The 26,274-nt window shown below is 67.6% G+C and carries 31 protein-coding genes; 8 read left to right on the forward strand and 23 right to left on the reverse strand.

The genetic code is table 11. From position 1 onward, the window contains the following. Window positions 1-4: 4 nt before the first annotated feature. The 4 genes from ACAM26_RS13440 to pepN form a co-directional block, all read right to left on the reverse strand. The gene (locus ACAM26_RS13440) at window positions 5-622 is read right to left on the reverse strand and encodes a LysE family transporter (protein ID WP_123140644.1); all 618 of its coding nucleotides are present in this window, start codon (window positions 620-622) and stop codon (window positions 5-7) included. Between the two features lie 13 nt (window positions 623-635). Then, a complete protein-coding gene (gene lptF / locus ACAM26_RS13445; RefSeq protein WP_123140643.1) occupies window positions 636-1,739 on the reverse strand; it encodes an LPS export ABC transporter permease LptF in 1,104 nt (367 codons plus the stop codon). 88 nt (window positions 1,740-1,827) lie between these two features. Further along, the gene (locus tag ACAM26_RS13450; protein ID WP_005223319.1) at window positions 1,828-2,166 is read right to left on the reverse strand and encodes a zinc ribbon domain-containing protein YjdM; all 339 of its coding nucleotides are present in this window, start codon (window positions 2,164-2,166) and stop codon (window positions 1,828-1,830) included. A 106-nt stretch (window positions 2,167-2,272) separates the two neighbouring features. Next, window positions 2,273-4,912 (reverse strand): aminopeptidase N, encoded by a 2,640-nt coding sequence (gene pepN, locus ACAM26_RS13455; RefSeq protein WP_369613893.1) that lies wholly within the window; start codon window positions 4,910-4,912, stop codon window positions 2,273-2,275. Between the two features lie 147 nt (window positions 4,913-5,059). On the opposite strand from pepN, the gene grxC reads away from it, so the two are divergent. The 3 genes from grxC to ACAM26_RS13470 are packed head-to-tail and all read left to right on the forward strand — an operon-like array spanning window position 5,060 to window position 6,169. Then, window positions 5,060-5,314 (forward strand): glutaredoxin 3, encoded by a 255-nt coding sequence (gene grxC, locus ACAM26_RS13460; protein ID WP_123140641.1) that lies wholly within the window; start codon window positions 5,060-5,062, stop codon window positions 5,312-5,314. Next, window positions 5,311-5,724: an RNA-binding S4 domain-containing protein gene (locus tag ACAM26_RS13465; RefSeq protein WP_123140640.1), complete on the forward strand. Its 414-nt coding sequence runs from the start codon at window positions 5,311-5,313 to the stop codon at window positions 5,722-5,724. Before grxC ends, ACAM26_RS13465 begins: the two co-directional genes overlap by 4 nt. A 7-nt stretch (window positions 5,725-5,731) precedes the next feature. Next, window positions 5,732-6,169: a hypothetical protein gene (locus tag ACAM26_RS13470; RefSeq protein ID WP_123142117.1), complete on the forward strand. Its 438-nt coding sequence runs from the start codon at window positions 5,732-5,734 to the stop codon at window positions 6,167-6,169. A 12-nt stretch (window positions 6,170-6,181) separates the two neighbouring features. On the opposite strand, the gene ACAM26_RS13475 is transcribed toward ACAM26_RS13470, so the two are convergent. From ACAM26_RS13475 to dsrA, 14 genes are all read right to left on the reverse strand, one after another. Continuing rightward, entirely contained in the window at window positions 6,182-6,496 is a 315-nt protein-coding gene (locus ACAM26_RS13475) for an iron-sulfur cluster assembly accessory protein (protein ID WP_123140638.1), read from the reverse strand. A 57-nt stretch (window positions 6,497-6,553) separates the two neighbouring features. Then, window positions 6,554-7,930, reverse strand: a complete 1,377-nt coding sequence (locus ACAM26_RS13480; protein ID WP_123140637.1) for a cobyrinate a,c-diamide synthase — start codon at window positions 7,928-7,930, stop codon at window positions 6,554-6,556. Window positions 7,931-7,989: 59 nt separating this feature from the next. Next, complete coding sequence (gene nrfD / locus ACAM26_RS13485; RefSeq protein ID WP_062277718.1) at window positions 7,990-9,237, reverse strand: NrfD/PsrC family molybdoenzyme membrane anchor subunit; 1,248 nt, start codon at window positions 9,235-9,237, stop codon at window positions 7,990-7,992. Window positions 9,238-9,258: 21 nt separating this feature from the next. Continuing rightward, window positions 9,259-10,032 (reverse strand): sulfate reduction electron transfer complex DsrMKJOP subunit DsrO, encoded by a 774-nt coding sequence (gene dsrO / locus ACAM26_RS13490; RefSeq protein ID WP_062277715.1) that lies wholly within the window; start codon window positions 10,030-10,032, stop codon window positions 9,259-9,261. Next, window positions 10,029-10,496 carry a hypothetical protein gene (locus ACAM26_RS13495; RefSeq protein ID WP_005223301.1) on the reverse strand — a complete coding sequence of 156 codons (468 nt, stop codon included), beginning with the start codon at window positions 10,494-10,496 and terminating at the stop codon, window positions 10,029-10,031. The genes dsrO and ACAM26_RS13495 overlap by 4 nt, the downstream gene beginning before the upstream one ends. 19 nt (window positions 10,497-10,515) lie before the next feature. Further along, window positions 10,516-12,480, reverse strand: a complete 1,965-nt coding sequence (locus ACAM26_RS13500; protein ID WP_123140636.1) for an NAD(P)-binding protein — start codon at window positions 12,478-12,480, stop codon at window positions 10,516-10,518. Between the two features lie 83 nt (window positions 12,481-12,563). Next, complete coding sequence (dsrK, locus tag ACAM26_RS13505; protein WP_123140635.1) at window positions 12,564-14,093, reverse strand: sulfate reduction electron transfer complex DsrMKJOP subunit DsrK; 1,530 nt, start codon at window positions 14,091-14,093, stop codon at window positions 12,564-12,566. 3 nt (window positions 14,094-14,096) lie between these two features. Further along, the gene (locus ACAM26_RS13510) at window positions 14,097-14,858 is read right to left on the reverse strand and encodes a respiratory nitrate reductase subunit gamma (RefSeq protein ID WP_123140634.1); all 762 of its coding nucleotides are present in this window, start codon (window positions 14,856-14,858) and stop codon (window positions 14,097-14,099) included. A 110-nt stretch (window positions 14,859-14,968) separates the two neighbouring features. After that, on the reverse strand, window positions 14,969-15,307 hold the full coding sequence (locus ACAM26_RS13515) for a TusE/DsrC/DsvC family sulfur relay protein (protein WP_005223295.1): 339 nt from the start codon (window positions 15,305-15,307) through the stop codon (window positions 14,969-14,971). 33 nt (window positions 15,308-15,340) lie between these two features. After that, on the reverse strand, window positions 15,341-15,649 hold the full coding sequence (gene tusB / locus ACAM26_RS13520) for a sulfurtransferase complex subunit TusB (RefSeq protein WP_005223294.1): 309 nt from the start codon (window positions 15,647-15,649) through the stop codon (window positions 15,341-15,343). Between the two features lie 93 nt (window positions 15,650-15,742). After that, window positions 15,743-16,153, reverse strand: coding sequence for a sulfurtransferase complex subunit TusC (gene tusC, locus ACAM26_RS13525; RefSeq protein ID WP_369613894.1), 411 nt, complete (start codon window positions 16,151-16,153; stop codon window positions 15,743-15,745). Between the two features lie 12 nt (window positions 16,154-16,165). Further along, on the reverse strand, window positions 16,166-16,558 hold the full coding sequence (gene tusD, locus ACAM26_RS13530) for a sulfurtransferase complex subunit TusD (RefSeq protein ID WP_062277694.1): 393 nt from the start codon (window positions 16,556-16,558) through the stop codon (window positions 16,166-16,168). 36 nt (window positions 16,559-16,594) lie between these two features. Further along, complete coding sequence (gene dsrB, locus ACAM26_RS13535; protein WP_005223288.1) at window positions 16,595-17,665, reverse strand: dissimilatory-type sulfite reductase subunit beta; 1,071 nt, start codon at window positions 17,663-17,665, stop codon at window positions 16,595-16,597. Window positions 17,666-17,736: 71 nt separating this feature from the next. Continuing rightward, the gene (gene dsrA / locus ACAM26_RS13540; RefSeq protein WP_123140632.1) at window positions 17,737-18,990 is read right to left on the reverse strand and encodes a dissimilatory-type sulfite reductase subunit alpha; all 1,254 of its coding nucleotides are present in this window, start codon (window positions 18,988-18,990) and stop codon (window positions 17,737-17,739) included. Between the two features lie 365 nt (window positions 18,991-19,355). Between dsrA and ACAM26_RS13545 the strand changes: the two genes are divergently transcribed. The 5 genes from ACAM26_RS13545 to ACAM26_RS13565 all read left to right on the forward strand — a co-directional run bounded on the left by ACAM26_RS13545 (window position 19,356) and on the right by ACAM26_RS13565 (window position 22,450). Beyond that, a complete protein-coding gene (locus tag ACAM26_RS13545) occupies window positions 19,356-20,249 on the forward strand; it encodes a TauD/TfdA family dioxygenase (RefSeq protein ID WP_369613895.1) in 894 nt (297 codons plus the stop codon). 157 nt (window positions 20,250-20,406) lie between these two features. Continuing rightward, window positions 20,407-20,598 carry a hypothetical protein gene (locus ACAM26_RS13550; protein ID WP_062277686.1) on the forward strand — a complete coding sequence of 64 codons (192 nt, stop codon included), beginning with the start codon at window positions 20,407-20,409 and terminating at the stop codon, window positions 20,596-20,598. A 15-nt stretch (window positions 20,599-20,613) separates the two neighbouring features. After that, a complete protein-coding gene (locus ACAM26_RS13555; RefSeq protein ID WP_062277683.1) occupies window positions 20,614-21,336 on the forward strand; it encodes a hypothetical protein in 723 nt (240 codons plus the stop codon). Window positions 21,337-21,340: 4 nt separating this feature from the next. Next, window positions 21,341-22,024: a type I-MYXAN CRISPR-associated protein Cas6/Cmx6 gene (gene cas6, locus ACAM26_RS13560; protein ID WP_123140630.1), complete on the forward strand. Its 684-nt coding sequence runs from the start codon at window positions 21,341-21,343 to the stop codon at window positions 22,022-22,024. A gap of 87 nt (window positions 22,025-22,111) precedes the next feature. Beyond that, window positions 22,112-22,450, forward strand: coding sequence for a TusE/DsrC/DsvC family sulfur relay protein (locus ACAM26_RS13565; RefSeq protein ID WP_005223277.1), 339 nt, complete (start codon window positions 22,112-22,114; stop codon window positions 22,448-22,450). Window positions 22,451-22,471: 21 nt separating this feature from the next. Here the strand turns inward: ACAM26_RS13565 and ACAM26_RS13570 are convergent, their stop codons facing one another. The 5 genes from ACAM26_RS13570 to pufB all read right to left on the reverse strand — a co-directional run bounded on the left by ACAM26_RS13570 (window position 22,472) and on the right by pufB (window position 26,194). Next, the gene (locus ACAM26_RS13570) at window positions 22,472-23,014 is read right to left on the reverse strand and encodes a carboxypeptidase-like regulatory domain-containing protein (protein ID WP_369613896.1); all 543 of its coding nucleotides are present in this window, start codon (window positions 23,012-23,014) and stop codon (window positions 22,472-22,474) included. Beyond that, the gene (locus ACAM26_RS13575; RefSeq protein WP_369614061.1) at window positions 23,001-23,777 is read right to left on the reverse strand and encodes a DUF4198 domain-containing protein; all 777 of its coding nucleotides are present in this window, start codon (window positions 23,775-23,777) and stop codon (window positions 23,001-23,003) included. Before ACAM26_RS13575 ends, ACAM26_RS13570 begins: the two co-directional genes overlap by 14 nt. A gap of 140 nt (window positions 23,778-23,917) precedes the next feature. Next, window positions 23,918-25,348 carry a BCD family MFS transporter gene (locus tag ACAM26_RS13580; RefSeq protein WP_123142122.1) on the reverse strand — a complete coding sequence of 477 codons (1,431 nt, stop codon included), beginning with the start codon at window positions 25,346-25,348 and terminating at the stop codon, window positions 23,918-23,920. Window positions 25,349-25,860: 512 nt separating this feature from the next. Beyond that, on the reverse strand, window positions 25,861-26,016 hold the full coding sequence (pufA, locus tag ACAM26_RS13585) for a light-harvesting antenna LH1, alpha subunit (protein ID WP_082806268.1): 156 nt from the start codon (window positions 26,014-26,016) through the stop codon (window positions 25,861-25,863). Between the two features lie 52 nt (window positions 26,017-26,068). Next, a complete protein-coding gene (gene pufB / locus ACAM26_RS13590) occupies window positions 26,069-26,194 on the reverse strand; it encodes a light-harvesting antenna LH1, beta subunit (RefSeq protein WP_062277669.1) in 126 nt (41 codons plus the stop codon). Between the last annotated feature and the right edge of the window lie 80 nt (window positions 26,195-26,274).

The following is a 26,274-nucleotide window of genomic DNA, read 5'->3' on the forward strand; positions in this document are numbered from 1 at the left end:
TGGTTCAACCGAGCAGGACCGCGCCGCCCAGCGCCATCAGCGCCAGCGCCGAGAGCAGGCGGATACGGCGCTGGGCAGACGCCGACAGCAGACGCCCGAGCCACACCACCAGCGCGACCAGCAGGCACCACCACAGCATCGAGCCGAGCAACACCCCGACGACCAGGGCCCAGGCCCCACTACTGGCAATGGTCGCCCCCGACTGACCGAAGGCGGCCAGGGCGACGACGAAGGCGAAGAGGGTCATCGGGTTGGTGAGGGTCAGGGCCAGGGCCGAGAGCAACGCCGAGCCGTGCCGCGGGGGCGCTGGAACCGCCGACGGCACGACTGCGACATCGACCAGCTGACGCATGCCCAGCAGTATCAACAGGAGGCCACCGGTCAGGCGCAGCCCGGCGGCATGGGCGGTGAGCAGCTCGGCAAGGGCGGTGGCGCCGAGGGCCACCAGCGCACCGTAGCAGGCATCGGCCAGGGCCGCACCCAGACCGGTCGCCAAGCCATTGCGTGCGCCGTGGGCCAGGGTACGGCTCATGCACAGCAGCCCCACCGGACCAGGGGGAGCAGCGATCGCCACGCCCAGCATCAGACCCGCGATCAACGGCTGCCAGGGCAGGAGCTCCATCGCCCTGGGCGGACTAATCCGCGCGCCGCCAGCGTCCGAGCACCCGGCGCGCCCACAGGCTGTCGGGGAGCAGTGCGAGATAGACGACGACGAGGATCAACAGCTGATACCACTGGCTGCTCAGCCATAGCGGGGTGATGCCCTCCTCGAGCCAACCCTCGGCGAGACGCTGCAGGTTGAAGAAGCAGAAATAGGCGAGGAAGGCGAGCGCCAGACGTCCGGTCGAACTCTGACGCGGCGAGACCGCCACCAGCGGGATCGCCAGCACCGCCAGGGTGAAGATCGCCAGCGGCGCGGCCAGACGGTGTTCGAACTCGACCCGATCGGCCAGGTCGGCGGCGACGCGCAGCTCCGAGGTCGGGACCGTCGAGCGCTTGCCGCGCGCGCGCGCGGCGCGCTCCTTGGCGCGGATACGGATCTCGTAGGCATCGAAGTCGCCGATCATGAAGGCGGCCTCTCCGGGGTTGCCGTCGAAGCGATGACCGCTGGTGAGGGTGACCAGATGGTCGCCGCTGCCCTCCTCGAGCCGGTGCACCCCGCCTTCGCTGACCACCATGCGGTTGGTGCCACCGCGCCGATCGAGCAGGAAGACGTCGCCGAGCGAGCGATGGCGGTCGATCGCGCCGATATAGACCACCACATCGCCCTCTTCCTCGACATAGAAGCGTCCCGGCTGCAGCCCGGCGATCTGCGCCGCCTGCTCCTTCTGCTGCATGCGGATGTCCTGGATGCCGGTGGCCGCCCAGGGTTGGAGCACCAGGGCGAACCAGGCGGTGAGCGCGGCGACCGGGACGGCGAGCAGCAGCAGCGCGCGATAGGTGCGCGAGGGACCGAGCCCGCAGGCGTGCATGGCGATCAGCTCGCTGTCGCGCGCCAGGCGGCTGAGGGTGACCAGCGCGGCGAGGAAGAAGGCCGGCGGCAACAGGCTGGAGGCATCGCGCACCAGCTGATAACCGAGGAAGCGGAACACCAGGGTCACGCTCAGCGCGCCGACGTTGACCTCCTCGAAGGTGCGCAGCAACAACATGCTGGCGACGATCAGCGCGAGCGTCAGCACGATGGCCAGGAAGACCTTGGTCACCTCCCGCAGCACATAGCGATCGACGATTCCGAGCATGGCGTTTCCGTTACCCGAGCGGTGTCATTCTGACACGCGCGGGCCGATCGCCGCCATCGGCGACCGACCCCGGTGATCGAGGAGGCGCTCAGGCCTTGCGCAGATAGCAGGCCTTGAGCATCAGGTTGCCGAGATCGGTCTTGCAGTCGACCTCGTGGTCGCCGTCGACCAGACGGATGTTCTTGATCTTGGTACCGACCTTCAACGGCGAGGAGCTGCCCTTGACCTTGAGGTCCTTGATCACCACCACGGTATCGCCGTCGGCGAGCAGGTTGCCGTTGGCGTCGCGCACCCCGGCCTCGGCCTGCTCCTCCGTCTCCTCCTCATGCATCGACCACTCGTGGGCGCAATCGGGGCAGATGTAGAGCATGCCGTCGGAATAGGTGTTCTCGCTCTCACACCGAGGGCAACGCGGGTAATCGGACATGGTGAATTCCTGAGTGGATCGATGGGAAGCCGAGCACGGTAGTGGGTCGGCGCGGCTTTGACAAGGGGATGACAGGACCCGCCGCGGGTGGCGGGCCCTGGCGCGCTCAGTCCTCGAGCGCCTTGGCCGCGACCTCGTAGACGTCGCGCGAGAGCGCCTCGGCGGCGAGCACGCGCTCGATCTCGGCGCGCATCAGCGCCTGGCGAGCGGCATCGAAGCGCCGCCAGCGCACCAGCGCGCGCATCAGCCGCGAGGCGACCTGGGGGTTGAGCGGATCGAGCTCGAGCACGCGATCGGCGAGGAAGCGATAACCGCTGCCGTCGGCGGCGTGGAAGCACACCGGGTTGGCGTTGCAGAAGGCGCCGATCAGGCTGCGCACACGATTGGGATTGCGCAGCGAGAAGTCGGGGTCGCGCATCAGCCGCTCGACCCGCGCCAGGGTATCGGGCCGTGGGCTGGTGGCCTGGACGCTGAACCACTTGTCGAGCACCAGCGGCTCGCCCGACCAGCGGGTGTGGAAACTGCTCAGCGCCTCCAGCCCGGCCTCGCCGCCATGGTCGACCAGCAGGCGCAGCGCGCTGATGCAGTCGGTCATGTTGCGTGCGGCCTCGAACTGGGCGATGCAGCGCGCCAGCCCCTCGGCGTCGCCGGCGGCGAGCAGATAGCCCAGGGCGCGGTTCTTCAGCGCCCGCGCACCGATCGCCTCGGGGGTGAGGCGATAGGGGCCGGTGTCGTCATGGGCGGCGTGGACCGCCAGCAACCGATCGCGCAACCGCGCGCCGATGGCCCGCTCCAGGGTACAACGGGCGCGATGGATACCGTCGACGTCGACCACCGCCAGCTGATCGCCGAGATAGGACTCGGCGGGCAGGGTCAGCACCTCGGCGAGCAGCGCCGGATCGCCGGTGCGATCGTCGAGCGCCTGGGCGAAAGCGGCGAAGAAGGACTCGGGGATCACCGCGGCGGGATCCTCCACCAGTCGCAGCAACAGACGCTGCATCAGCGTCTGGGCCGCATCCCAGCGGTTGAAGCCGTCGCCGTCATGGGCCATCAGGAACATCAACTCGGCATCGCTGTAGTCGAAGCGCAGCCGCACCGGGGCGCTGAATCCACGCAGCAGCGAGGGCACCGGCGGCTCGGGGACATCGACGAAGGTGAAGCACTGCTCGGCCTCGCGCAGCTCCAGCACCCGGGTGCCGGCGGGCGCCGCCCCGTCCTCGCCGTCGAGGCGCAGCGCCAGCTCGCGCCCCTCGACATCGAGCAGCGCCAGGGCCAGCGGCAGGTGCAGCGGCGCCTTCTCCGGCTGCCCCGGGGTCGACGGGGTGTGTTGACGCACCCGCAGCCGATAGGTCGCCGATCCGGCGTCGTGATGACCCTCGACCTCGAGCTCCGGGGTGCCGGCCTGGCTGTACCAGCGACGGAACTGACCGAGATCGCAGCCACTGGCGTCCTCCATGCAGCGCACGAAGTCGTCGGTGGTCACCGCCTGACCGTCATGGCGCTCGAAATAGAGGTCGGTGGCGCGACGGAAACGCTCGGGACCGAGCAGTGCGGCCTGCATCCGCACCAGCTCGGCGCCCTTCTCGTAGACGGTGACGGTGTAGAAGTTGTTGATCTCGATATAGGACTCGGGGCGCACTGGATGAGCCATGGGGCTGGCGTCCTCGGCGAACTGGTGAGCGCGCAGCAGACGCACGTCGGCGATGCGCTTGACCCCGCGCGAGCCCATATCGGCGGAGAACTCCTGGTCGCGATAGACGGTGAAGCCCTCCTTGAGACTGAGCTGGAACCAGTCGCGACAGGTGATGCGGTTGCCGGTCCAGTTGTGGAAGTACTCGTGGGCGATCACCCCCTCGATACCCTGGAAGTCCTGATCGGTGGCGGTGTCGGGGCGGGCGAGCACGTACTTGTCGTTGAAGACGTTGAGCCCCTTGTTCTCCATCGCGCCCATGTTGAAGTGGCTGACGGCGACGATCATGAAGATGTCGAGGTCGTACTCGCGCCCGTAGCGCTCCTCGTCCCAGCGCATCGACTGCTTGAGCGAGCGCATCGCGTGGTCGCACTTGTCGAGGTTGTGCGGCTCGACATAGATGCGCAGCGCCACCTCGCGCCCGGAGGCGGTGGTGAAGCGGTCCTCGACCGCGCGCAGGTCGCCGGCGATGAGCGCGAACAGATAGCAGGGCTTGGGGAAGGGATCGACCCAGCGCGCCAGCTGGCGACCGTCGTCGAGGGTGCGTTGTTCGGCGGGGTTGCCGTTGGCGAGCAGCACCGGATAGCGCTCGGTGTCGGCGATCAGCGTGGTGGTGAAACGCGCCATCACGTCGGGGCGATCGAGAAAATAGGTGATGCGGCGGAAGCCCTCGGCCTCGCACTGGGTGCAGAGCATGTCGCCGGACTGGTAGAGCCCCTCGAGCGCGGTGTTCTGGCTCGGGCTGATCGTCACCCGGGTGGTGAGGGTGAAGCGGTCGGGGACGCGGTGGATGGTCAGCGACTCAGGCTCGACCCGATACTCGGCCGGGGTCAGCGGCTGATCGTCGAGGGCCACCGACTCGAGTTCGAGCTGTTCGCCGTCGAGCCGCAGATCACCGTCGCCGCGGGTGGCGGCGGGATTGCGACGCAGCGCCAGACGCGCCTCGACCCGGGTCCGGTCGGCATCGAGTTCGAAACGCAGATCGACGGTATCGATCAGGAACTCGGGTGGACGGTAATCCTTGAGATGGACAGGGTGCGGGTTGTTACGATACATGATGATCCTGATGACGAGTCGACGAGACGACGGCGGGAGACCGCGCGCCTTGCTTCTGCTTGAAGCTTTCCGGCGGACCGGCGCGATTTCAACCGCCCGCGGCCTTCATCGACATGTTACTACCCGAGCCATCGACAGAGCGAAACCATGCCCCGAGTCACCCTCTACACCACCCAGACCTGTCCCTACTGCATCCGTGCCCGCCGGCTGCTCGAGCGCAAGGGCGTCGTCTACGAGGAGATCGACATCAACGACGACCCGGCACAGCGCGCGGTGATGATCGAGCGCAGCGGTCGCCACACGGTGCCGCAGATCTTCATCGGCGAGCGTCATATCGGCGGCTATGACGACATGGCCGAACTCGACGTCTGCGGCGACCTCGACCCGCTGCTCGCGGCATGAGCGCCGGCGACGCCCGGGCGCTCGACAGCCTGCGACTCGACAAGTGGCTGTGGGCGGCGCGCTTTTTCAAGACCCGCCAGCTTGCCGTCGAGGCGATCAACGGCGGCAAGGTCCATGTCGAGGGCCAGCGCGCCAAGCCCGGACGCACCATCCGTCCCGGCAACCGGCTGGAAATCCACAAGGGCGCCCTGACCTGGGAGATCGAGGTCGTGGCGATCGATCGTCAACGTCGTGGCGCGACCGAGGCCGCCACCCTCTATGTCGAGGACGAGGCCAGCCGGCTGCGCCGTCAGGCGCTGGTGCACGAACGGCGCGAGCGCGGCGAGATTCACGACCGGCGCGGACGCCCCACCAAGCGCGACCGACGGCAGATCCACCGCTTCACCGACCCGTCCCACGGGCAGGAGTGAACAACGCTTGGACGAGGAGCCCGGCGAGGTGCGAGAGGCAGCGCGCGAGTGCGCCTTCGCGCTGGCGCTGCTGAACGCGCACGACTGCAGTCATGCCGAGCGCTACTGCATCGGCGAGCGCAGCGGCGTGCGCTGTGGTGCCGAGTCGCCCTGGCGGCGCTGTCGCGCGTTGCGGCTGCTGCTGCGCGAGCGCGCGCGCTTCGCGCTCGCCACCCCGGGCACCCGCGAGCGGCTGTCGCACGCCCAGAGCCTGCGGCTGCAGCTCGGCGGGCTGCGCGGCATCGCCACCGCGCTGGCACCCGACGCCTCGACCCGGGCGATCGGTGACGTCCACGCCCTGCTGGTCGAGGCACGCGCACGCTACGGCAGCCTCGAGGCACTGCCCTTCGAGCACATCGTCCGCCGGATCAGCGCCTATCGCGGTCGTCGCCGCGAGCAGCGCTGAGGCGGCGCGCGCTCAACCCTCGGCGGGTGGCTGATAGTGCGGATCCCTGGGGTTGAGGAAGATGAAGTGGAACTGGCCCGGTTCCAGCTCGACATAGTCCATGGTCGCCTCATCGAGCAACGGCACGTGCTCGGGCGCCATGCAGACCTCGATCCCCTCGGTCTGGAAGCGGATATCCTCCTCGCCGACCTCGTCGAAACCCATGCGGTAGTCGATCCCGCCATCGGGCCCTTGGTGCGCGGCGAGCCGCAGCGCCAGCCCCTCGGTCCCGCCCTGTCTGGCCGCCTCGAGCACCTGTCGGGCGGCCGCCGTGGTGAGTCTGAACATCTCATCCCCTTGGTCTTCAGTCGTGTTCCCTGACACCGCGCCGCAGCACCTCACGGGCTAGGGCCCGCCGAGACTGCGGGCGACCTGTCGCAGGAAGCGCCCGGTCCAGCCGCTGCCGCCGACGTCGCGCAGATGACTGTAGCAGGCGAGCAGCCGTTGCTGTACCACGCCGTCGTGCCGACCGTCGATGCCGCTGCCGCGCACCACCTCGAAGCCATAGCGCCAGCCCGGGTCGGGCGCGATCAACGCCGAGTGATGGAACTCGTGCGCGGCCAGCTCGCGACCCGCCCCGCCACCGGGCCAGGGATGATCCCCGGTCTCGCGCAGCCGCACCAGCCCCCGCCCCTGCGGGCGCGGGTGCATCATCACCTCGGCGGCGAGCGCGCCGACCATGGCGCGGCGCTCGCCGCGCCAATGCAGCCCGGCGCAGAGATACATCAGCCCGCCGCACTCGGCATAGACGGGTCGGCCTGCGGCGACGAACTCGGCGATCTGGGCGCGCAGCGTACGATTGGCCTCCAGCTCGGCCATCCGCAGCTCGGGGAAGCCGCCGCCGATGAACAGCGCATCGACCGCCGGCAGCTCGGCATCGACCAGTGGACTGAAAGGGACCAGCTCGGCACCGGCGCGGGCGAGCGCGCGCAGGTCGTCGGGGTAGTAGAACCCGAACACCGCATCGCGGGCGATGCCGATACGCAGCCCGGCGCCGTGCGGCGCCACCGCCGGCTCGGGCGGCGGCGCGGGCGGCACCGGGGCCGACTCGGCGAGCGCCAGCAACTGATCGAGATCGAGCTGCTCGGCGACCCGGCGCGCCAGGGTGTCGATGGTCGACTCGGCGCTCGCCGTCTCGATGCTCGGCATCAGCCCGAGATGGCGCTCGTCGATGGCGAGCGCGGCGTCGCGCTCGATCACCCCGAGCACCGGCAGGTCGGTGTAGTGCTCGACGGCGCGCACCAGCCCGGCGGCGTGACGCGCCGAGCCGACCCGGTTGAGCACCACCCCGGCGAGCCGCAGCCCGGGGTCGAAGGTCTGGTAGCCGAGCAGCAGGGGCGCGATGCCGCGCCCCATGCCCTGACAGTTGACCACCAGCACCACCGGCGCGGCGAGCGCCCGGGCGAGCGCGGCGTTGCTGTTGGCACCGTCGAGCGCGGTGTCGTCGAACAGCCCCATGTTGCCCTCGATCAGCGCCACATCGGCCCCGGCGCACTCGCGCCCGAAGGCCGCGAGGATCTCGGCGCGATCCATGGTGTTGAAGTCGAGGTTGAGACAGAGGCGCCCGGCGGCCTGGCTCAGCCACAGCGGGTCGATATAGTCGGGTCCCTTCTTGAACGGCTGTACCGCCAGGCCACGCCCGCGCAAGGCGCGACACAGACCGATGGCGAGCGTGGTCTTGCCCGAGGACTTCTGCGGCGCGGAGAGATAGAGGTGGGCCATTCGGGATCGCGGATCAAGGTCCGCGTCGCCGACTCGGCAGCGACGCGGACGCGGTTGGGTCAGGCGGCCTTGGCGACCGGCTGCTCGATGGTCTCCTCGTCGATCGGCAACACCTCGTCGGCGAGCGACTCGGGGAGGAACTGCAGCACCCGCACCCCGACGGCGGTGATCAGCAGCGCCAGCCCCACCCCGCCGAACCCGAGCAGCAGCTCCGGCAGGGTCGGGTGATAGGGCGCCGGCTGGCCACCGACACCGTCGAGAAAACCGGACTCGAGGATGGTCTTGCCGGGGAAGAGCTGCAACGGATAGGCCTGGCTGGCGATGATCACCACCGCGAGCGCGGCCAGACCGCCGAGGATCACCAGCACGCAGGCGGCGGCGACCCAGGGTGCCTCGGCGCCGCGTACCGGGTGGTAGAGGATGCCGAGCGGCACCAAGGAGCCGAGCAGGATCCAGCCGACCCAGAAGAGGAAGGTGTAGACCCCGCCGCCGAACAGCAGCCAGCCCTCGAACCCCTGGTCCTTGGCACCATAGGCGCTGGTGAGGTGATAGACCAGGGTGAAATAGAGCACGGCGAGCACGAACACCGCCAGCAGGTTCTTCAGTCGGCGCAGCATCCGCGCGCCGATCGGACGCCGGTCCTCGGCGAAGCCGAACATCAACACCAGCACGAACAGCGCCAGCCCGTAGGCGAAGGACATGGCCACGAACATCGGCCCGAGGATCGCCGCGTCATAGGCCTGACGCGCCACCAGGAAGCCGAAGATGGAGCCGGTGCCGGTGGTCAGCGCCAGACGCCAGACCAGCGCGAAGATCCCGACCGGACGGATGAAGGGGTCGCCCTTGCGGTCGGCCATGCTCCACAGATAGGCGATCACGATCGCCATGAAGCCGGTGTAGAGGAAGATGTTCCAGGCGAAGATCGACTTGAAGTTATAGGTGGTGAGCGCGACCACCAGGCGTTCCGGGCGTCCCAGGTCGAGCACCAGCACCATCAGTCCGCCGGCGAGCAGGGCCATCGCCAGCAGCCCCGAGAGCCGTCCCAGGGGTTTGTAGATCGGCTTGCGGAAGACGCTGCCGATCGAGGCGATGTTGAGCGCCCCGGACGAGGCGATGATGAGGAACACCGCGAACACGTGCGGCGTGCCCCAGACCACCGCGTTGTTCATCCCGGTGACCCAGTGTCCCTCGTGCTCCATGTAGGCGAAGGCGAGCAGCCCGGCCCCCACCATCAGGGCGAGCACGCCGAGGATACCCCAGTAGCGCGCCGGGGCGAGACGCCATTCGCGATAGACGATTCGCTTCATGCTCAGACTCTCCCGCCGGGATCAGACGCCGGCATAGCGCACCCCGGTATTGAGCGCCAGGTCCTCGCGGATCTGGCGGGTCGGCTCGCTGGCGAGGAACCGACTGATGGCGCTGTCCGGGTCGGCCAGGTCGCCGAACAGGATGGCGCCGTGTCCGGTCTCGGCGCAGGCCTCGGCACAGGCCGTCGAGGGGATGCCGAAGTCGCGCCGGTGGACGCAGAGATTGCAGCTCTCGACACAGCCCTTGCCACGCGGCACATGACTGAGCTGATCGCTCAGCGCCTCGTGGATGAAGCTGCGCGCCTTGTAGGGGCAGGCCATCATGCAGTAGCGACAACCGATGCAGGTGTGACGGTCGACCATGACGATGCCATCGGCGCGCTTGAAGGAGGCGCCGGTGGGACAGACGTCGACACAGGGCGGATGCTCGCAGTGCTGGCACATCAGCGGCAGGTTGGTCTCGCGCCCGGTCTGGTCGTCGCGCAGCCGGACCTTGCGGACCCACACCGCGCGCTGCGCCGCCCAATCGGCGGGCGTCGCCCCCTCGGGCGGGCGCTGCAGGTCGAGCCCGTTCTCATGGGCGCAGGCATCGACACAGGCCGTACAGCCCGCGGCACACTTGGCCGTGTCGATCGCCAGCCCCCAGCGCACCCGGCCGTCGACCGGGTTGTCACGCGGGGTGGTCTCGAGCGCGCGCACCACCACCGCCGGCGCGGCCAGCGCCGCCCCGGCGCCGGCCGCCGCCCCGAGCAGCCGACGCCGCTCCCGATCGATCTCCGCTCGTTGTTCGCTCATGGTTGTCCCGCTCCCTGACCGTGGTGCGCCTCGCCCACGGCGCGCCGCGCGGCCTCGGCCATGGGCCCGGCCATGGGGCCACGCGGTACCGCCGCATGGCAATCGAAGCAGTTGAGATCGACCGCGGCATAGGCATGACAGGCGCCGCAGAACTGGTCGGCGCGGTTGATCGGCACGGCCTGTCCCCGGACATCGTGACCGATGTGGCACTCGACACAGCCGGCGAGGCTGTACTTGCTGGTGCGGATGCCGCTGTGCACGGTGCGATCGCGCTGGTGCTTGATGAACTCCATGTGCTGGCGACGCATCAGCTCGGTGGGCTCGACACAGGCACCGAGCCCGGCGGCCTCGGAGCCGGGCACCACATAGTTGCGGGCGCTGGCCGAGGGCGCCACCGCGAGGACGGCGAGCATCCACAGCAGGGCCACGGCGAGCGTCCGGGTGGTTGATACAGCATTGACCATCGGCGCCTCTCCCTCGGGACTATTCGCCCAGTCCCATCTTGATGTAGCCGGTCGGACAGACGTCGGCGCAGATGTGACAGCCGATACAGCGACTGTAATCGGTGTCGACATAGCGTCCGGTGGTGCGCGCGGCCTTGTCGACCCGGAACACCGCGTCCTGCGGACAGAAGATGACGCAGTTGTCGCACTCGAAGCACATCCCGCAGCTCATGCAGCGCTTGGCCTCGTCGATCGCCTGCGCCTCGCTCAACCCGGCGACCCGCTCGGCGAAGTGAGCGAGCACCTGCTCGGCGCTCGGCACCTGCTCCTGACGGAGGTTGCGGGCATGGTGGTTGAAGTGACCGAGATAGAGCTCCTCATGGGGGATGACCTCGGCCCCGGAGCGGTCCTCGTAGTTGTGCACCGCATAGTCCGCCGCCGAGGTGCCGCGCAGGTCGCCGGCCTCGCCGACGACGAAGGGCTGCGGCGCGCGCTCGACCTCGGCGAGCTTGTCGAGCAGGTTGAAGTGATGGACGTCGACCTTGGGGCGGCGCCGCTGCTCGACCTGACCGAGATAGGCGTCGATCGACTCGACCGCGACCCAGGCCTGACCGATGGCGGTGGTGAGCAGGTGGGGACGGATGATGTCGCCGGCGACGAAGTGTCCCGGACGGCCCGGCACCTGATGGAACTTGTCGGCGTCGATCAGCCCGCGACCGTTGTCGAGGGTCTCGAGGCCGGAGAGATCACCGCCCTGGCCGATCGCCGAGACGATCAGATCGGCCTCGAGCACCCGCTCGGTGCCCTCGACCGCCACCGGCCGCCCCTCCTCCATGCGGCAGTCGGCGACCCGCAGCCCGGTGGCGCGCCCTTCGGCGTTCTTGAGCACCTCGAGCGGCATCACCCCATCGAGGATGGTCACGCCCTCTCGGGTGGCATCGGTGACCTCGTGCTCGGCGGCGGTCATCTGCTCGCGCGAGAACAGCGAGGTCAGGGTCACCTCGGCGCCCTCGGCGGCGGCCGCGCCGGCGGTGTCGTGGGCGAGATAGCCGTCGTGGATCACCGTCTCGGGGAGGTCGCGCTTGGCGTGCTCGGGCAGGTGGCCGAGACGACGCGCCACCGAGACCACGTCGATCGAGGTGTCGCCGCCACCGACGCAGACCACCTTGGCGGCGGTGACCTTCATCCGCCCCTCGTTGAAGGCCTTGAGGAAGGCGACGCCGGAGACACAGTTGGGCGTGCCCTCCCAACCCGGTACCGGCAGCCCGCGCCCGCTCTGACAGCCGAGCGCCCAGAGCACGGCGTCGTAGTCGCGCTCGAGTTCGGCGACGGCGAGATCGCGCCCGACCCGGGTATTGAGCCGCACCTCGACCTGGCCGAGGTCGAGGATGCGCTGGATCTCGGCATCGAGCCGGTCGCGCGGCACCCGATAGCCGGGGATGCCGAAGCGGAACATGCCGCCGAGCGCGCTGTTGGCCTCGAAGATGGTGCAGGCGTGCCCCCGGCGCCGCAGCTGATAGGCGGCGGCCAGCCCCGCCGGACCACCGCCGACGATCGCCACCCGCTTGCCGGTGTCCGGCGGCGGCGGGGCGAAGCGGTAGCCGTTGTCGATGGCCGAGTCGCCGATGAACTGCTCGACGGCGTTGATGCCGACGAAGTCCTCCAGCGCGTTGCGGTTGCAACCGTCCTGACAGGGTGCGGGACAGACCCGGCCCATCATCGCCGGGAAGGGGTTGGCATCGGTCGAGCGGCGAAAGGCGTACTCGCGCCAGTCCATGTCCGCCGGCGGTTGCTCGAGCCCGCGCACGATCTGCAGCCAGCCGCGGATGTCCTCGCCCGAGGGGCAACTGCCCTGACAGGGCGGGGTCTTGTGGACATAGGTCGGACACTTGTGGGAGCTGTCCTCCATGAAGATCTTGTCGGTCAGATCCTCCCAGACGTTGGCCCCGTCCTCGAAGCGGCGCCAGGAAGGCTTGGTCTTCATCTCGTCGCTGGAAGTCGCCATAGGGTTCTCTCTCTAGTGACCGAATTGCCCCCGGATGACCGACCCGGGTGTCTTGTCGCGCGCGTCCCGTCGCCGGCCCGGGATCAGGCCGCCGCGGGCGCGTCCTCCTCGTCGTCGTCCTCGCCGCCCTCCAGCACGATCGCGTTGGAGACCAACTGGTGGAGACTGACGATCTGATCCATCTCCATGCCGTAGTAGGGCAGCACCTTGGTGAACTGGCTCTTGCAGATGGCGCAGATCGCCGCCATGTGCGTCACCCCCTTCTCCTGCATCACGTTGTTGAGCGCATCGAGCCGGGGCTTGGCCCCCTTCACCCGCAGCTCGATGAGGTCGTCGGTGAGCAGCCCGCCGCCACCGCCGCAACAGAAGGTGCGGTCGCGGATGGTGTCCTCGTCCATGTCGTAGAAGTGATTGCAGGTGGCGCGGATGATCGCGCGCGGGATCTCGAACTGGCCGCCGGGGACCTCGCCCATGCGCGAGGCGCGGGCGACGTTGCAGCTGTCGTGGAAGGTGATGACCTTGTCGTCGTTCTCGGACTTGTCGAAGGTCAGCCGCCCCTGCTCGATCAGGTCGTGGGTGAACTCGCAGATGTGCTGCGGCACCGGATAGCGCGGGTCGAGGAAGTCCCAGGGCCCGGCGAGGGTGTTGAGGAAGCTGTAGGCCACCCGCCAGGCGTGGCCACACTCGCCGAAGACGATGCGCTTGACCTTGAGCGCGATGGCCGCCTCGCGAATGCGCTGGGCGACCCGGCGCATGTTGTCGTAGGAGCCGATGAACATGCCGAAGTTGGCCGCCTCGGAGGCGTGCGAACTCAGCGTCCAGGACACCCCGGCGGCATGGAAGACCTTGCCGTAGCCGATCAGCCCGTCGACGTGCGGCTCGGCGAAGAAGTCGGCCGAGGGGGTGACCAGCAGGATCTCGGCGCCCTCCTCGTCGATCGGGTAGCGCACCTTGACGCCGGTCTCGTCGAAGACGTCCTCCTCGAGACCCTCGAGGGTGTCGACCAGCGCCGGGCCGGGCAGGCCGAGGTTGTTGCCGATCTTGTAGACCTTGCCGATGATCTCGTTGCAGTACTTCTGCCCCACCCCGATGCTGTCCATGATCTCGCGCGCGGCCATCGAGATCTCGGCGGTATCGATGCCATAGGGACAGAACACCGAGCAGCGCCGACACTGCGAGCACTGGTGGAAGTAGCTGTACCAGTCGTCGAGCACCTCCTTGGTGAAGTCCTCGGCGCCGACGAGCTTGGGGAAGAACCGACCGCCGAGGGTGAAATAGCGCCGATAGACCTTGCGCATCAGGTCCTGGCGGCCCACCGGCATGTTCTTCGGGTCCTGGGTGCCGAGGAAGTAGTGACACTTGTCGGTACAGGCCCCGCACTTGACGCAGGAGTCGAGATAGACACGCAGCGAGCGATACTTGCCGAGCAGCTCGCCCATCTTGTCGATCGCCCGCGTCTGCCAGTCCTCGACCAGCTCGCCGGGGAAGCCGAGCGGCGCCTGGAACTCGGCCTTGGAGACGAAGGGGGCGCTGTGAGCCATGGCCTCCGGGGTAACCGCGGGCACCTCGGTGTAGGGGGTCAGCTCGGGGACGTCGAATGTTGCCTTGGCCATGGCTCAACCTCGCGGATCGGACGACGCGGCGGGCGCCTGCTGCTCGAGTTCTCGCGCCCAGGGCGCGAGGTGGCGACGCTCGCGCGGATCGTCGACCTGGTTGCGCGTCGGGCTGAAGAACAGACCCGGGGCATGGAGCAGCTTGCTGTAGGGGAAGACGATCATCAGCAGCGCCACCAGCAGCAGGTGCAGCAACAGCAGCGGATCGGCCGGCAGCGGCTGGGGATCGAGGGCGTAGAGACCGAGGAAGAAGCTCTTGATGGCGACCACGTCGGTGTGGAAGACGAACTTCATCAGCAGCCCGCTCGCGCCGATCAGCACCAGCAGGGCGAGCATCAGATGATCGGAGGTCGAGGAGATATAGCGCACCCGATCGACCAGGAAGCGACGCGCCCACAACCCGATCAGCCCGATGACCATGGCGATCCCGCCATAGATGCCGAAGGGCTGGACCAGGGCGATCGGCGCCCACACCGGCTCGATGAAATAACGCAGGTGACGCAGGGTGACCAGGAACAGTCCGAAGTGGAAGATCCAGCCGAAGATCCAGGTCCATTTGTTGCCGCGGAACAGGCTCTCGAACAGCACCACCTCGCGGGTCATGCGTAGCGCCACGCCGCTGCGGCTGGTCGGCGCCGGGGTGGTGGGGATCTTCAGCGGGGCCGGGGTGCGGGCATAGCGCACCACCTTGACGACCAGGCCGGAGACCAGCACGAAGGCGGCGACATAGAACAGGACGGCGTAGAAATGGGTCAGGAACGCCATACTTCCGCTCCCTTTAGGGTGATCTCTCTGCGGTTGCCGGAGAGACGTCGCCGGTCGCCCGACGCCGTCCGTCGACGCCGGGGCGGGCGCACCCGCCCCGGACATCGGACTCAGACGCAGCCGGTCGGCTTGGGCAGCCCGGCGAAGCGGCAGGCCTGCTTGGCCGGCCCGTAGGGGAAGAGGCTGTAGAGATACTTGCTGTTGCCCTTCTCCTTGCCGAGCTTCTTACCCACGGCCTTGGTCAGCACGCGCACCGCGGGAGCGATCTGGTACTCCTCGTAGTACTCGCGCAGGAAGTTGATGATGTCCCAGTGTTCCTCGCTCAACTCCAGGTTGTCCTGCTTGGCCATCACGTCGGCCACCGCGGGCACCCAGTCGTTGAGGTCGGCCAGGTAGCCCTCCTCGTCCACGGCCAGTTGTTTGCCGTCAACTTCGATGGTGTCGGACATGGTGATGTCTCCTTCTTCGGTGCGTGAATTGAGTTACAACCAGGCCTGGACCTTGTCGTGCTCCGCGGCGAGATCCACGAAGCCGGCGTAGTCCACGACGCCGATTCCCTCGATGATGCGATCCTCGGACAATCCGCGCGCCTTGAGGTCGGGCCCGAGCACGTAGAGCCTGAGTCTGCCGAGTGCCTCGCGAACCCGTGACTCCGCGCCGGTCCCGGCGAGGGCCGCGTAGACGCCGTCCTCGAACAGCAGGACGGCCGCGCCATCGCTGGCGAATTGCACACAGGATTCTAGCGAATTGCGCTCGAACGGTGACTTGTTGACGGTATGCAGGATGCTCATGCGTCCCCCTTGCCGGAGACGCCCGCAACGGCCGCCCCCGCGATACATGGATACGACGACGGGGCCGGTCTCCCCCCGGCGACCGGTGCCGACTCAGAAGCTGAAGACCACATCGGCCTCGTCCATCAGCGCCCGCGCCCGGGTGCGGTCGACCACCTCGACGATGTTGTCGACCTCCTCCTCGGTCTCCGGATCCTCCCAGGCGATCTCGACCAGATCCTCGCGGGTGAGACCGCGCGCGGCGAGCGAGGCGCCGTCGACATAGATCCGCCCGACCTCGTAGTCGCCGAGGGTGCGGAAGGTGGGCGAGAAGTTCTTCATGCCGATCTCGCGGGGATCCTGGCCCTTGACCAGTTGATAGACCCCGTCGTCGAGGAACATCACCCCGACGTCCTGATCGAAGGCGGCGCCGATCAGCACCACCTCGAGCGCCTCCCAGGCGTAGATGGTGCCGTAGGGGGCCTTGCGGTTGAGATAGAGGAATTGTTTCACGGTTTCAGACATCGTCTCCTCCCCCTAGTCGCCGAAGACCACCAGCCGGTCGGCGGCGATCGCCGCCTCGACCAGCTGCCCGAGACCCGAGATGCGGAACCTGGGGTGGATGTTGGTGGCATCCTTGCCGTTGCGCTTGGCCTCGCCCTCGTCGACGATGCCGCGACGCTGCGCCGCGGCCACGCACACCACCAGATCGAGGTCGTGCTGCTCGGCGAGCTCGGCCCAGCGGTTGACGATATGGCGGTCGTCCTGCGGCGGGGTGGTCAAGCGCGTCGCGTTGTTGACACCGTCGTGATAGAAGAACACGCGGAAGATCTCGTGTCCCTTCTCCAATGCCGCCCGGGCGAAGTGATAGGCCGAGTCGGCGGCCTGGTGCTGATAGGGTCCTTCGTTGATCTGTAGAGCGAACTTCATGACGTCCTCGCTCGGAGTGGATGGGGCCGCACGGCCTCAGAAACGGATGTAGGAGGAGCTGTTGAAGCTCGCCCGCGAGCCGCGCCAAGTATCGATGTGATACTTGGTGAAGGGTAGCTCGACCTCCTCGAAGAAGCGCGGCCAGCCGATGCGCTCGATCCACTCGTTGATCCGCTCCCAGTCGCGCGCGCCCTCCTTGTAGGCCTTGAGGATACGCTTGACGATGGCCGTGGCCTCGGGCCAGCGCGGCGGGTTGTTGGGGATGCCGGCGGCGACCAGTTTCTGGAAGCTCGGCTTGCTGCGCGCGTTGGAGTGGCTGCCGCCGACCCAGATGGCGAGCTTGGTGTGCTCGGCGTCGTTGATCTGCATCGGCGGACAGGGCGGATAGCAGGCGCCGCAGCAGATGCACTTGCGCTCGTCGACCTCCAGCGAGGGCTTGCCGTTGACCATCGCCGGGCGGATCGCCGCCACCGGACAGCGGGCCACCACCGAGGGCCGTTCGCAGACGTTGGCCACCAGGTCGTGATTGATCTTCGGCGGCTTGGTGTGCTGGACGTTGATCGCGATATCGCCCTGACCGCCGCAGTTGATCTGGCAGCAGGAGGTGGTGATGTGCACCCGGTTGGGCATGTTGGTGTTGCGGAACTCCTCGACCAGCTCGTCCATCATCGCCTTGACCACGCCCGAGGCGTCGGTGCCGGGGATGTCGCAGTGCAGCCAGCCCTGGGTGTGGGAGATCATGGTCACCGAGTTCTGGGTGCCGCCGACGATGAAGCCGGCGTCCTCCAGGGCCTCGATCAGCGGCGTGACCTTGGACTCGTCGGTCACCAGGTACTCGATGTTCGAGCGCAGGGTGAAGTGCACGTGCCCCTCGGCGAAGGTGTCGCCGATGTCGCACAGCTTGCGCAGGGTGAAGACGTCGAGGATGCGCTGGGTGCCGGCCTTGACCGTCCACACCCGATCACCGTTGTAGGCCACGTGCAGCAGCACGCCGGGACGCGGGTGCTCGTGGTACTTCCACTGCCCGAAGTTCTTGCGCATCACCGGATGCATGTACTGCCAGGGATCCGGGCATCCGGATTCGATCGGCTCGCGCATGTCGGCCATTGCCTTGTCCTCCAGTTGTCTCAGTCAGCCATCGCTCGTGCGCGACCCGGCACGGGCCGCGACCTCGCCGCTCAGCCCGCCGCCTCGGCCTGACGCTCGAACCAGGCCTCGGCGGCCTGATCCCAGCCGTCCATGCGCACATAGGAGCTCTGACGCGGATGGTTGAGCATGTTGGGATCGGGCTCGATACCGATGCCCTCGAGGAAGTTGGCCAGACCGATGCGCTCGATCATCTCGCCGCAGCGCTCGTGCTCGAGCCCGTTCTCGGCCCAGAAGTCGATGATGGTCTCGGCCAGCTCGACCAGCGACGCGTAGTCCTCCTCGGTGTCGAGCTTCTTGAAGGGCACGATCACGGTGCCCATCAGGTCACCGATCTTGAGGGTACGCTTGCCGCCGACGAGGATGGTCACGCCGCGATCGTCGCCGGGGTGCAGCGCCTTGGGCATGACGTTGAGACAGTGCATGCAGCGCACGCAGTCGCGGTTGTCGACGGCGAGGGTATCGTCGTCGTTGAGCGAGAGCGCCTGGGTCGGACAGCGGGTGATGACGTTGTCGATGTAGTACTGCCGGCCCTTCTCTGCGACATAGCGACGGACCTCGTCCTGGTCGACCTTCATGTCGTCGCGCCAGGTGCCGATCACCGCGAAGTCGGAGCGCTCGATGGCGTTCTGACAGTCGTTGGCGCAGCCCGAGATCTTGAACTTGAACTTGTAGGGCAAGGCCGGACGATGCACGTCGTCGGTGAAGTTGTTGACCAGCAGCCGGTGCGCCTTGAGCTCGTTGGTGCAGGACATCTCGCAGCGCGCCGCGCCGATGCAGGACATCGCGGTGCGCACGCAGGGACCGGCGCCGCCGAGGTCCCAGCCGTAGTCGTTGATCTCGTCGAAGAAGTGCTGGGTGTTCTCGGTGCTCGAGCCGATGAACATGATGTTGCCGGTCTGACCGTGGAAGGTGACCAGCCCCGAGCCCCACTTCTCCCAGCTGTCGGCGAGCTGGCGCAGCATCGCGGTGGAGTAATGGTTGCCCGCCGGCGGCTGTACCCGCAGGGTATGGAATTCCTTGGAGCTGGGGAACGCCTTGCCGACCTCGGAGAAGCGCGGAATGATGCCGCCGCCATAGCCGTAGACCGAGACGGTGCCGCCCTTCCAGTACCCCTTGCGGGTCTCGTAGGAGTGCTCGAGCTGACCGAGCAGGTCGTTGGCCATGGCGTTGATGCGGTTTTCCGGGTGCTGATCGCGCAACCGCTTGATCCCGGAGATGAAGCTCGGCCAGGGCCCGCTCTCGAGCTGATCGAGCATCGGGGTGGAGTGCTTATCGATGGACATTGCGCTGTCTCTCCTACGCTGTGAACCAGGAAAGTGGCGTGCGTGCGAGATCGAACCGGTCCCCCTCAAGGCCGCTGCGAGCGGCGGCTCGATGCATCGCGTCGCGTCTGTGGCGAGGATGGGCCCTCGGAACCGAGACCCTGTCGATCTCGGGAACTCCATCGTCTGAGCATCACTGTACCGGGCGCTCGCGTGGCCGCACACTCCACGATCGGGGTGGATGCGGGGCCTCCGTCTATCCCTTTCGGGATAGGTCCCCACCGTTCGTCCCAACGCACTCGACACGACGGCTGCATGCAATCCCCACAGCTGTTAGGCTCGGATAAAGATTGAATAATATAAGAACTTACTGATAAAAAACCCTCATGTCCAATCCCTTCTCGCTGACGGATGAGTCGACCTACCAGCGCTGGCGCGCGGTGAGGCTCGCGCGCCCGGCGCCGAGCGCGGCACGCCTGCGGGTACGGGTACAGCAGCCGGCGGCGCCCAGCCGCGCCGAACTCGCGGCCATCGGCGCACGGATCGCCAGCGACGGCATGGCGCTGGTCAGCTGCGCACCCGAGCAGCTCGGGGCCGAATCGCTGCTGGCGCTCGGGCGCGCGCTCGGGCTGCGCCGCACCGAGGCCAACCACTTCGCCGACGCCAGGGCGGTGAGCCGGATCACCCCGACCGACGGCCCGGGGGATGGACGCGGCGACTACATTCCTTATACCGAGCGGGCACTGAACTGGCACACCGACGGTTATTACAACCCGCCCGGGCAGCAGGTACGGGCCTGGATGCTGTTCTGCCTCCACCCCGCACGGGAGGGGGGCGAGAACCAGCTGCTCGATCCCGAGATCGCCTATATCCGGCTGCGCGACGCCTCGCCAGACCACATCGCCGCGCTGATGCACCCCGAGGCGCTCGCCATCCCCGCCCACGTGATCGACGGGCGGGTGCAGCGCGCCGAGAGCCGGGGACCGGTGTTCTCGATCCAGCAAGGTCGGCTGCACATGCGTTACTCGGCACGTCGCCGCAACGTGTGCTGGCGCGACACCCCGGAGACCGCCGCCGCCCGCGCCGCGCTCGACGAGTTGTTTTCGCGCGAGACTGTCTTCACATTCACCCACAGACTGGCCGCTGGCGAGGGACTGATCAGCAACAATGTGCTGCACAACAGAATGGCCTTCGCACCCGCCGCTCAAGAAGGGCGGGCACGTGAATTGTTGCGGATCCGTTACACCAACCGGGTCAACCCCGATTTGTGGACGGTATAATCGTATCGCCCTCGCCTGTCGTCGCGGGTACGAGACACGGTCACGCCCCGGTCGATCCCGCAAGCGGGGTCCGCCGCCCCCGCAACGATCGGTACGCCAGGCACAGTCTCCAGCAGACGCCCCACACCACGATTAGAAGGAACGGTTGCGTCAACCCATGCTCAAGCTCAGTGACATCCTCATCGCCAACCAGGACCTAGAATCGTTCGACGAACTCCTGCCCCTGGTCCAGACCGTCGCACGCACCGGAGAACGCTTCTTCCGCATGGACGTCCGCCCCCCCTACCCCGACACCCCGGATGATTGGGAAGACCGCCTCGAAGCCGCCTTCAACGGCCTCATCCGTTAGCCGCAGGCCAGCCCCATGAAGCATCTCGATCTATTCGCCGAGCACCTGATCGACACTGCCGCCGACTCAGTGATCGGTCATGGCGCCGAACAAACGGCGTTGCAGGCGCATCTGCAGGCGCTCACCGAACGGCTTGCCGAGCTCGAACAGAGCAACGCGCCATGCGACGTGCTGGCCGACGCGCAACTCCAGATGGCCCGCGCCCTGGTCGGTCTGGGTCGCAGCGACGAGGCCTGGTCGCTCGCCCGCACAGTCTTCGACACCTTCATCGAGCACGACCAGTTCGAACTCGCCGCCGATGCCTGCGACATCCTCTTCCAGTGCAACCGTCCCGAATCACTCACCGCCCTCGGCCAGGGCATCTGGCTGGCGGTCACCTGCCCGATCGACCCCGAACTCACCACCGAACTGCTCACCCACGTCATCGAGGAGACCCCGGATGACGCCGATGGCGCCGCGGTCGCCGCAACCACCGCGCTGTTCCTCGCCGACGTACGCGCCGCCGGACACCAGCGCGAGGACCTGATGTTCTTCGCCACCCAGATGCTCGGCACCGTGGCCCGACGCCACAGCGGCGTCGACAGCCCGGAGCAGCTCGATCAGTGGATGGAGCGGCTGGAACTCAAGGAACCGGAGAAGTTCCTGGTGCGACTGCGCAACGTCGTCGACGTGCTGGTCCAGGACGACTGGTGGTTCGACCGCCAGGCGCTGCAGGACCGCCTACCCTTCGGACGCTGACACCATGTACTGGCAAGAACCCGAGCAGGAAGACGACTTCAGGGTCCCGGCAGACGTTGTCGAACTGGTCTTCGCGATCGACTGCCGGGCGCTCCCGGTCGATCATGCCGATGCCCTGCATCGCGCACTGATCGTCGCCCAGCCCTGGCTGGCGGAGACCGCCGGACTCGGCATCCACAGCATCCACGGCGCCGGCTCGCAGAACGGCTGGGAGCGCCCGCCGCACGGCACCGACACCTGCCTGCAGCTCTCGCGCCGCACCAAGCTGCGGCTGCGCGTCCCGCAACACCTGTCCGACTCGCTGCTGGCGACACTGCCGGGCAGCCGCATCGAGGTCGCCGGTCATCCGCTCACCATCGGGCAGGGACGCATCCGATCGCTCGATCCCAACCCCACGCAGCTCGCCCGTCATGTCGTCTGCAGCGCCGAGGAGGACGAGAACGCCTTCCTCGAACGCGCCGCCGAGACGCTCGCCCGGATCGAGGTCGGGATGCGCAAGGCGCTGTGCGGTCGCGCCCTCACGCTCGCCACCGCCGACGGCCCCCTTCACACCCGCAGCCTGCTGCTGGCAAATCTGCCGGCCGACGAGTCGATCCGGCTCCAGCAGCACGGGCTCGGATCGCACCGCCATCTCGGTTGCGGGCTGTTCATCGCACACAAGGGCATCGACCCGGTCCGTCCGGGCTGAACACTCGACCGCGCAGAAACACCAGATATCCGAACCGGCGCACCCGGCGCCGGTGATCATCGAGCCAGCAGTAGGGAGGAGTATGCAATGGCCATCGAGGTCAACGGCAAGACCATCGCCACCACCGCCAATGGCTATCTGGAGAACGCAGCCGACTGGAGCGAGGCCGTCGCCGAGGCGCTCGCCGCCGAGGAGTCGGTCGAGCTGAGCGAACGCCACTGGGACGTGATCCGCTACCTGCGCGAGGAATACTTCGACAACGGCCAGAACCAGCCGATGGAGCGCGCGGTGCTCAAGGCGATGGCACAACGCTGGGGCAGCAAGCCGACGAGCAAGGATCTCTATCAGCTCTTCCCGCTCGCCCCGACCAAGCAGGGCACCCGCATCGCCGGACTCCCCGAGGTCAGGCGCAAGGGGGGTTATTGAACCCGCAGCGACAGGCCGATGTCAGCCGCGCCGCGCGCGCCACCACAACGCCAACCCGGTGAGCCCGAGGATGTAACCGAGCCCGCCGAGCAGATCGCGCAGCCGGACGCGCGCCTGCTCGGCGGCCAGCTCCTCGCGCAGCGGACGCAGCTGACGCGCCACCGCCTGCTCGATCGCGGCGAGCAACACCGGGTCGGCCACCGGCGTCGGCGCGAGCGTCTGGGTCGCGGCTTGAAGGGGCTGAGCGGGCACGAACTCGGCGGCATCGATCCGCCACTCGGCGCGATGCCCGTCGGCGGTCCGGGCCACCAGTCGATAGTCGGCCGCTCGCGCCACCGTCTGCGCAAAGCGCCCTTCGGCATCACTCACCAACGCCAGCGACACCTCTCCCCCCGACAGCTCGATCGGCACGCCGACGGCAGGAGCCCCGCCGGAGAAGTAGACCGAGCCACTGATCCGCATCCCCTCGACGCCTGCGAACAGATTGAGCCGATGTGCCCAGGCCGGCTGCCAGCACAGCATCAGCAGTGCCAGCAGCAGCACCCGCGGCTCACTCGGGCGCACGCGCCCGCACCCAGATCAGGGCACCGAGCTCGACCGGCACCGCCTCGCCCTCGGGGTTGGTCATCGGCTGCTCGCTGGGGAGCAGCGCGGCGAAGCCCCACCACCCCGGGAAGGGCATGACATAGCTGAACACCCCGTCGCCGTCGGCCCGCACCACCTGGGTGAGGAAGGCCGGCGCCGGGGCCTCGATGCTGCCGTCGTTGCGCCACTCCACCTCGACCTCGGCGAAGGGCACCGGCTCGCCGGCGCGGCGCACCACGCCCTGGAACAGGTTACCGGTCCAGAGCCCGTAGGGACGGGTCAAGGGCTCGATCTCGACCGGCAAACCGAGCAGCCGCTCCCAGCCGTCCTGGGCGTCGAAGGCATCGACCACCACCTTGGTGTAGTGGACGATCATCACCCCCTCGGCCGGTTCCCAATAAGGGGCAGGCTCGACCATGAAGAGATGATCGCCCGGCCCCTTCACCCGATAGTCGGCGCGATAGCCACGCACCCCATCAGGGTGCTCGACCACCTCGAGCCGATCGCCGAGATCCTCGCGCCCCTGCGGACCGAGCACCTCGAAACGCACCGGTGGCGCCATGTCCATCCGCGGCCCGCCGGCCATCGGGTGGGTGAACTCGAGTTCGAGCGAGAGTTCGGGGCCGGTCGCGGCATCGAGGATCTCGTGCGAGGGGATCAGGGTCTGGAAATGGGCCTGTGCCACCAGCCAGGGACAGAGCAACAGCGAGGCGCCGAGCAGACGCGTCTGGGTCTTGAGCATGCATCCATTCATGTGCGATCTCCGGTTCTCGGACAAGGAAGGGGCGCAACCGTGCAGCGTCACCCCCTTTCAGAAAACGCGACGCGGAGCGTCGAGGTGGACGACCGCGCCGGGGCAGCGACCGTCCACCCCGCACCCGGTCAGGGCATGTGCTCGAAACCGATCTTGCCATCGGCGGCGCGCTTGGCGTCGGTGGGCTTGAGCAGCAGCGGCACCAGTACGACCAGGGTCACCACCAGGAGGACGATCTCCAGCGCATAGACCATGTCATAGCCGACCGCCGGCCCCATCAGCTCGGCCCCGAAGACACCGTGTGCGGCCATCGCGGCGAAGATGTCCTGCAGGCTGCCGCCGAGCGCGACGGCGATACCGGTGGCCGTGGCCTGCACCGCGCCCCAGGCGCCCAGCGCCAGACCACTGTGTCCGCCTTCGGACATCGCCATCGCGGCCACCAGGGTCCCGATCAGGAACAACCCCGAGCCGAAACCGATCATCCCGGCGCCGGTCCGATAGAGCCAGGGCAGATCGAGCGCCGAGGAGGTGATCACCGCGGCGAAGGCAAACACCCCGAACAGCGCGCCGATGGTCGCGATCCGATAGGGCACGGTACCACGCCCGAGCAGCCGCGCCGCGAGACCAAAGGCCAGCAGGGTGCCGGCGGAGAGGATCGCGGTCAGCATGGTGGTCTGCGATACGCTCAGCCCCAGCACCTTGCCGCCATAGGGCTCGAGGAGGATGTCCTGCATGGTGAAGGCGGCGGTGCCGAGACCGACGGCCACCAGCAGGCGACTGGCCCGACCGCCGGAGACGAATTGCTTCCACGAGTCGGCAAAGGGCGGGCGTTCGATCTTCGCCGCGGCGCGCTCCGGATCAACCGCCTCCTGCTTCCACAGTGCGATCACGTTGAGCACCAGGGTCGCAACCGCCGCCCCCTGGATCAACTGGATCAGCAACTGCTGCGAGAAGTTGGTCAGCAACTGACCGAACAGCAGCGCGCTACCGCCCATCCCCAGCAGCAGGGTCACATAAAGCAGCGCCACCACGCGCGGGCGCTTGTCCTCGGGCGCGAGGTCGGTGGCCAGCGCGAGCCCGGCGGTCTGCACCGTGTGCAGGCCCGCACCCACCAACAGGAAGGCCAGGGCACCGCCGATCTGACCCATGACATTGAGACTGTTCTCGGCGTCGGCGAGTAGCAGCAGTGCGAACGGCATGATCGCGAAACCACCGAACTGCAGCATGGTCCCCATCCACATATAGGGGATACGGCGTAGCCCGAAGGCGGAGTGATGATAGTCCGAGCGGTATCCGATCAGCGCGCGCAGCGGTGCGAACACCAGCGGGAGGGCCACCATGGTCGCCACCAGCCAGGTCGAGACGCCGAGTTCGACGACCATCACCCGGTTGAGGGTACCGGTGAGCAGGACCATCGCCATGCCCACGGACACCTGGAACAACGACAGGCGCAGCAGGCGGCGCAGCGGAAGATCCGCCGTCGCCACATCGGCGAAGGGCAGGATCTTGGGCAGCAACTCGCGGAACGCGGCTGCCAAAGGATCATCAGGGCGACTCATGCCAGAATCAGCTCCAAACAGGGGTTGATACAGAGAAACGCGCGGCTCGGCGCAGAAGCGTCATCGCCTCTCCCCCGCTCACCACGCGAAGATGCGACCCGTGCGCGAGACGTGGCATCGCGCCGCTGGGGTCGACACGGTGGAGGCGATGGTACGCTCCTGGCAAGCACGAAGGAAGCCGACGATTGCGTCGGCCAGCATGCACCGAGGCCTCTTCCGACCGGCCATGAACGCTTGCCAGGCATACGATCGAACCAAGAGGCAGGGGCAAATTCGACGCGCGAGGAAGCCATGCCTGCGTGCGACCGGGACGCGGTGGCGACGACAACATAGCGGCGGTCAAGGAAACGGACGGGAAGGAACACCGATGTGGCGTGGCTCAGTGCGCACCGGGATGGACATCGGTTATCGCTGCGACAGGTATGGGACCACCTGCGCAAACGCCCGGACATGCGGAGCACATCCGGGCGTCATGGCAACCACCGTGGGCGGTCGCCATCAGGAACTGGTGCTTACCAGCCCAGGCCGATCGAGAACACGACCGCGTGCACGGCCAGTGCGACGACCAGCACGGAGAACAGGATCGGCATCAGCCAAGTGGCAGGATTGACGACCATCCAGATCTTCCAATCGTCTTCCGGGTTCTTCGGCTTTGCGATGTCGCTCATTGTTTTGACCTCGTTGGACTAGGTTAAAGTGCGTTGAACCGGGGCGGTTCGATTACCACCAGGGGTTCGCGGCGATGACGAACAGGTGCGCAAGTGCCGCCAGACCGACGAATGCGGTGTAGGTCACCTTGAACTGCTCGTGAAACTCTTTTGCCTGCTGCTCAGTCAATCCAGACATTGGAATACCCTCTAGCTTAAGGGGTTATAAACATTGCCGCACTCATCGATGTGCGCGACAAACCAGACGGACGCGACCGG

Origin of the sequence: Marichromatium sp. PS1 (assembly GCF_041155115.1) — a bacterium.
Lineage (GTDB): Bacteria > Pseudomonadota > Gammaproteobacteria > Chromatiales > Chromatiaceae > Marichromatium > Marichromatium gracile.